Here is a 5,919-nt window from a genome sequence, read left to right as displayed (position 1 = left end):
TACCGAAACGTCGGAATCAGGGGGATGGCCGGTCAGTATCTCGTTGACCGCCCACGGTACATCGTCGGGGAGTTCGATGTTCATGAACCGTTGGGTGTCGAGTCGGCCGTCGGCAGGAACGATGGCCGAGACGAGTTCGCCACTTCCCCACCCGTCACCGGGGATTCCGTACCGCTTTCCCGTCGTTGCGCAGGTCCGCTGTGACTGCAACGGAGCGCCGTCTCCCACGAAGGCGACTGACGTTCCGATCGCCAGTGTTCGTGCAGCATCGTCTTCGCTCGCTTCTTTCGCCGGAAAGAGGGCAATATCGGCGTCGGCCGGGTCGTCCTGCTCGTCCAATCCGTTGACATTCGGCAGTTCGACACCGTCGGCGAGCGAAACGACGTGTCCGGAGAGATAGTCGGGTGGCGCGTCGGAGTCGGAACCGCTTCCTCGAAGCGCGCTACAGCCAGCGAGCGCGCTCACACCGACTGTCGCGAGGAACGTCCGACGGGAGGGAGAATGCATTCGGTACTATGTTCTTCCGAGTGCAAATTAAACGTATCTGTTTTCCTCAATTTTTCGCGGATTCGATTGGGATGGGCGGGAAAACGCTCAACTCTCACGACGAGTTGTGGACGACGTGATGATGCGTCCACCGACTCGATTCGACACGTCCTCGTGAGCGAGGTAGCGAGCCCACCAGCTGAAGCGCTCCACCGCCTCCGTTTCCGTTTCACCGCTCGCAATCACCCTTCGTACCCGAGGACTCCATCGAGCCAGTCGAACGTGCGTTGGTGATAGAGTTTGCGCCCGTGCATTTCACAGTGGTCGCCAGCACCTTCGGCGGCCGTGAACCGTTGCAGTTCCTTCGGGCAGTCGAGGGCGTCGTACAGTTCCCTGGCGGCGGCTGACAGCTGGTCGTTTTCAGCTCGGGTAACGAGGGTTGGACATTCGATTCGGTCGACGCGGTCTTCGAGCGTGTACTCCGCCGTCGCTCGAAGGTAATCCATAACGGAATCGACCCCGTGCACCCACAGACCGCGCTGCTCGATGGACCACGTGAGTTCCGGCGACGCTTCGATAGCGTCGAACATCGGCTCCAACTCGTCCGAATCGACGTCGGGCAGTCGGTCGGCCACGTCCTGCGGTACCCCGACGCCGACGGCCATCCCCTTCATCATTTCGAGCAGGTCCCATAGCCCCGGGTCGGCGATACACGCCGCCAGTCGATGCTCGCTCGCGGCCGCTCGCGGGGCGAGATACCCGCCGAAACTCCAACCGGTGAGTGCGATTCGCTCCGAATCGACCTCCGGACGGGCAACCGCGTGATCGACGAGGGGTGTGACCACCTGTTCCCAATCCGGACGCATGGTGAGCCCCTCCTCGATGAGCGGCCCTCCCTGTCCGGGTCCATCGAAGGTGAGGCAGTTGTACCCTCGACGGACGGCCGCGACGGCGTGGGCGAAGTGCATCTCCTGAATCGTCGAATCGTATCCGTTGGTGGCGATGACGGTCGGCCGAGGGTTGTCGGAGTCATCGACGCGGTAGAAGTAGCCGGGAAGCGTCGTTCCCTCGTACGGGATTTCGACCGGTTCGACCGGCGGGTCGAACAGCGCGGCGGCGCTTCGAAACGTGTCCGTTTCCTTCTCGAACGCTTCGACGAGTCGCTCGTCGGTGGGCGCGCCGTACAGAAACGGGTAGGCCGTTCGATAGTAGTTGGAGGCTCGGAGATGCGCCTCCCGCGCGCTGACCGCGTGGCCACCGTCCTCACTTTCTCGGGCGATAGCGGCGATGCGGTCGGCGGTCTCGGTCCATTCGTCGTACCAACTCGTCCGGTCCCCGTCGGTGATTCGTTCGGCGGTCGTCAGACACTCGCCGAAATCAGCGCCGCCGTACACGGCGTGCAACAGCGCTCGTTCGGTCCATTCCTCGAACATGGAGTCGTCGAACTCGATTTTCATAGCTCCCCCCGAACCACTCGGTATAACAGGACGTACGGGCGCATAACGTTGCGGGCGATACTGAGGGAGTGGATGGCCTGTAACGACCGAATAGCCCCTCTCGATTCACTCCTCGCGCGTGGCTTCGAAACACTACTCGATGGGATACACCGACAGGTTCGGCCGGTCGGGAAGGTACTGTGCTCGGAGATGGCGCATCTGGCTGAGTGCGGTGAGTTCGAAGCCGTGATCGTCGAGTTCGTCCGAAAGTTCGCCGGACTCGACCACCCAGTGCCACGGCTCACCGAGTCGATCGAGGAACGTCGGGCTCCGGCTGGAGTTCGCGCTCCCCAGCCAGTCGGGTCCGTCGGCCATCGCGTTCGGATTGATCGCCGTCCCGACCAAGTGACTTCCCTCGCCGGTGTGCTCACGGACGGCATCGAACAACTCCCTCACTTCCGCTTCGGAGAGATACATCAACAACCCTTCCGCGACGACCACCGTGGGTTCGTCTAGATCGTACTCCGAATCGGCGTCGAGGGAACTCATGGGCGCTCGTTCGGTGAAATCCTCCGAGCAAAGGGTGAGGTTCGACCCCTGTTCGACGACGCGCCGCTTTACTCCCTGTGTCGCCGGGTGGTCTATCTCCCAAAATCGGACGTCCGGGTACTCCCGTCGAAGGCGCGGGGCGAGCGTATCAAGCCCGGCACCGAGGACGACTACCTGAGAACAGTCGGAGAGGTTCGCCCGAACCGCGTCTTGGATCCACCGCTTTCGAAGGACCGTCTGGGCGATTACTCCCGGTGGAATCCGGGCGATGAGCCGTCTGAGGACGAACTTCGGCAGCCGATGAAACAGCCGAGCACTGCTCCCCGTCCAAGTATCGAGGCTGCGGAAATAGCGGGACGTTTCCCTCCGGGCATCCGGCGGCAGTACTCCCTCCAACACCGGATGCACGCTGGAAAAGACGACATTGGCGGCGACGTACTGGGCCGTCTTGCTCGGTTGACCGTCCTTCATTTCCCGTTACAACCGAGCCGTGCACTATGAATGGTACAGATACCGGTCCGGTTGCGGGAACTGGACCGCGCGGATGGAAAGCAGTTTGTCGAGTGCAGGAATATCGACTACGAGTCCGTTCATGACGATTTGATATCGCAATATCTGATTTATCCTCCCTCTCGTCGTCATCAGTGAATGCCCACTCAACCTCCGAAGCGCTCGAAATCCACGCTTCTACCCGATCAATCGCTCCCGAATCGAATCGGCGAAAAAGAGGAGGAACCACGAGTACATCGCCCACTGTGCGTTTACGAGCGCGATCAGCATCGACCCAGCGAAGACGGAGGCGGGGGTGAGGATATCGTACGTCACTTCGCGCACTTTGTCTCTGTCGATCGTCGCATCGAGCAGGTCAGACGTCCACGCGTATCGCCAGAGGACGGTGAGGACGATGCTCGTCAGTGTGATGGTTCCGGCGTAAACGATGACGGGAACACCTCCCGAAAAATCGCCGATCAACTAGGTGGAGAAGGGGATGAACGCGATGAACATGAGATAGATGATGTTCAGCCAGAGGAGCTTCCTGTCGTAGCGTTCGACGTTCTCGAAGATGTCGTGATGGACGATCCAGTAGTTCCCGATGACGAGAAAGCTGATGACGTAGCTCAAAATGTCCGGCCACTCGTTCAACAGTTGGCTCACCGCTACTGCCGTCGCCTCGGTCGATTTCGGTACTTCGATGTTCAGTATCAACAGTGTGATGGCGATGGCGAAGACGCCGTCGCTGAATCCCATGAGCCGGGCCATCCCTTCCGTCCGCTTCTGCAACTCAGTCTCCTCTTCCAAATCCGATTCTCCCTCCGAATCCCCCATTGCGTACGACGGACGACTGCCGACATGATAGTCCTTGAGATGGTTTCGGCGGTAAGCCATCCCTAAGGCCGTCCTCGCGGAACAGGATGGCAGGTGCTCTTCGGTCGGTGAAAAATCGAAAAGGTGTGGAAACGTCGAACCGGTCCGTTACTTGCCGCGACCTTTGCCGCTGTTGTTGCTCGGTCGGGTGTGTTCGGTACCCTTACCGCGCTGTTGGAGACCGCGGTTGCGCTGTCCTGCACTCGTGAGACCACGGTGGGCACGGCCACGGTGGGAGTCGTCACAGATCCAGTTCAGGTCCTTGTCGTTCTGGATGGCGGGGTGCTCGGGATCCACGAGGATCACTTCGTGCCACTTCTGGCTTCCGTCCTCGCCGACCCAGTAGGAGTTGAGGACGCGGAGGTTCGGGTACTTCTTGCTGACCCGCTCCTCGGCGATGCGCTGGATGTTCTTCCGCCGACCGAGGCGGTTGACACCCTGGCGCTTGGAACGGCGTCCGGCCTTGTGGCGCTGTTTGCGCGCGCCACCCTTGCGGACACTTGCGCGTGCGACGACGACGCCCTGCTTGGCCTTGTAGCCGAGCGAGCGGGCGCGGTCGAGGCGGGTCGGGCGGTCGATTCGCTCGATGGCACCCTGTTTGCGCCAGTCCTGTTTTCGTTGCCACTGGAGTTCGGCGAGTTTGCCGTCGTCCGGGTCCTTCCACGCGTCTCGAATGTGGGAGTAGAAACTTTTTGCCATGGTCTATCACCACGGGCGTTGAGTGGTTCAGCGTGGAGACGATTCGACATCGAACCGGCCACGCCACATTCCGTCCTGCGGTCGCAGGTGCCCACTGGTGCCCGTCTTCCAGCGAGTTATCGATTGTTCCCGGTTGGCGGGTTTAAGGGCTTCGTCTCGTCGGTCGCAACCAGAGCAGTTTTATCAAATTACGTGGAAAACTATGTAAGATGAAAGGAGATCTGCCGTTATTCCGGGACAAGGAGGACGTGTATGCGTTTCGGGAACACCTCGAAGCGCTTCGGCAGAGCGGCAGTAACCTCCTCGTCACGGGTGAAGTATCTCAATGCGTGACCAACCGGGCGTCACGAACCCTCTTCGGCGACGATATGAACGACCGGAAGCGAGTTCTCGCACTCACCGACGCGGGCATCGCGACCGCGGACGAACATTTCCCGAAGAACGTCTCGTACGACGATTCCTCAGTGTGGCTCATCGACCGCGGCAACCGACGCCGCGCTATGCCAGAGGCCGCGTCGAGTTTCGGTGACGAACTCCCGCCGCTCGACGGCCACAACGGACTGCACGAACTCCGCGAGGAGATCGTGACCGCAATTGGGTTCTACGACGACGACGCCGGTGGTGTCTCCCCGGCGGAATTGCGTCTTTGTGTCGATTCGCTGAACTACCTCGTGGACGAGCATCGTCTCCCGGCAGTCAAGCGTTTCCTGCGCTCCGTCGGAGCCATCACCAAAGGCGTTCGCGGGATGGCCCACTACCACCTCCCCATGCCGGACGACGCCGACCTCGTCGCGAAACTGTCGCCGCTGTTCGACGCCCGCATCGAACTCCGCCAGCAGAACGGCGACGATCCTGACCACCGCTGGCACGTCCCAGAGCTCGGCACGACGACCGCGTGGGTAGACCTCTGACCGCAGTTCACTCAACAACCGTGGAACCACAGTTCACCCCTCTGCTGGGAGACCCCGGCATCGAGATTTACGACCCGATCGAGAAAGTTCGGTTCGAACTACAGACTCCGCGCCCGGTCGAACCGACGCCAGCGGACGCCGAGTCGTTTTACTATCCCATCGACTCGGCGGTGACCATCGAGACGGATGAGATTGTCTCGCCGGTGTTGGCGAGCGTGACCGTATATTCTGGGGATGGGGAGTTCGAGCAAGATTTCACGCCCAACAGTGATACGGAACTTTTACTCGACGGAAAATCACGATACTTGCAGATCAACGGTCTGTCGATCGTCCTCTATCTTTCCGTTACTTCACCGGTCACGGTTCAGAAAGGGAAGAATTCGATTCGTCTCTCGTTCGACGAAACGACGCTCGTTCGGGTCGGCGCACGGTCGTTTCACGAGTCACCACAGGGAACTGTTACCGTAACCGGG

At 60.6% G+C, this 5,919-nt stretch carries 6 protein-coding genes and 2 pseudogenes; 2 read left to right on the top strand and 6 right to left on the bottom strand.

Annotated elements, in window-relative coordinates:
• The 6 genes and pseudogenes from WBV42_RS18995 to WBV42_RS18970 all read right to left on the bottom strand — a co-directional run.
• Positions 1-507: pseudogene (locus WBV42_RS18995) on the bottom strand (hypothetical protein); the annotation flags it as partial.
• A 221-nt stretch (positions 508-728) separates the two neighbouring features.
• The gene (locus tag WBV42_RS18990) at positions 729-1,943 is read right to left on the bottom strand and encodes an alpha/beta hydrolase family protein (protein ID WP_423987425.1); all 1,215 of its coding nucleotides are present in this window, start codon (positions 1,941-1,943) and stop codon (positions 729-731) included.
• A 132-nt stretch (positions 1,944-2,075) separates the two neighbouring features.
• Positions 2,076-2,942, bottom strand: coding sequence for a class I SAM-dependent methyltransferase (locus WBV42_RS18985; RefSeq protein WP_423987424.1), 867 nt, complete (start codon positions 2,940-2,942; stop codon positions 2,076-2,078).
• Positions 2,943-3,158: 216 nt separating this feature from the next.
• Positions 3,159-3,443, bottom strand: a complete 285-nt coding sequence (locus WBV42_RS18980) for a hypothetical protein (protein ID WP_423987423.1) — start codon at positions 3,441-3,443, stop codon at positions 3,159-3,161.
• The gene (locus WBV42_RS18975; protein ID WP_423987422.1) at positions 3,444-3,797 is read right to left on the bottom strand and encodes a TMEM175 family protein; all 354 of its coding nucleotides are present in this window, start codon (positions 3,795-3,797) and stop codon (positions 3,444-3,446) included. It lies immediately after the preceding gene.
• A 147-nt stretch (positions 3,798-3,944) separates the two neighbouring features.
• Positions 3,945-4,535 carry a 50S ribosomal protein L15e gene (locus WBV42_RS18970; protein WP_423987421.1) on the bottom strand — a complete coding sequence of 197 codons (591 nt, stop codon included), beginning with the start codon at positions 4,533-4,535 and terminating at the stop codon, positions 3,945-3,947.
• Between the two features lie 209 nt (positions 4,536-4,744).
• On the opposite strand from WBV42_RS18970, the gene WBV42_RS18965 reads away from it, so the two are divergent.
• Entirely contained in the window at positions 4,745-5,446 is a 702-nt protein-coding gene (locus WBV42_RS18965; RefSeq protein ID WP_423987420.1) for a DUF7504 family protein, read from the top strand.
• A gap of 20 nt (positions 5,447-5,466) precedes the next feature.
• Positions 5,467-5,919 (top strand): annotated as a pseudogene (locus WBV42_RS18960) (hypothetical protein); the annotation flags it as partial.

Source organism: Haladaptatus sp. (assembly GCF_049589095.1).
GTDB lineage: Archaea > Halobacteriota > Halobacteria > Halobacteriales > Haladaptataceae > Haladaptatus.
Note: the sequence above shows the minus strand (reverse complement) of the source record. Positions and strands in the feature narration are given on the sequence as shown.

Bases quoted from the DNA above. Each gene is read 5' to 3' on its own strand.
- WBV42_RS18990 (WP_423987425.1), bottom strand. From the start codon at position 1,943: ATGAAAATCGAGTTCGACGACTCCATGTTCGAGGAATGGACCGAACGA.
- WBV42_RS18985 (WP_423987424.1), bottom strand. From the start codon at position 2,942: ATGAAGGACGGTCAACCGAGCAAGACGGCCCAGTACGTCGCCGCCAAT.
- WBV42_RS18975 (WP_423987422.1), bottom strand. From the start codon at position 3,797: ATGGGGGATTCGGAGGGAGAATCGGATTTGGAAGAGGAGACTGAGTTG.
- WBV42_RS18970 (WP_423987421.1), bottom strand. From the start codon at position 4,535: ATGGCAAAAAGTTTCTACTCCCACATTCGAGACGCGTGGAAGGACCCG.
- WBV42_RS18965 (WP_423987420.1), top strand. From the start codon at position 4,745: ATGAAAGGAGATCTGCCGTTATTCCGGGACAAGGAGGACGTGTATGCG.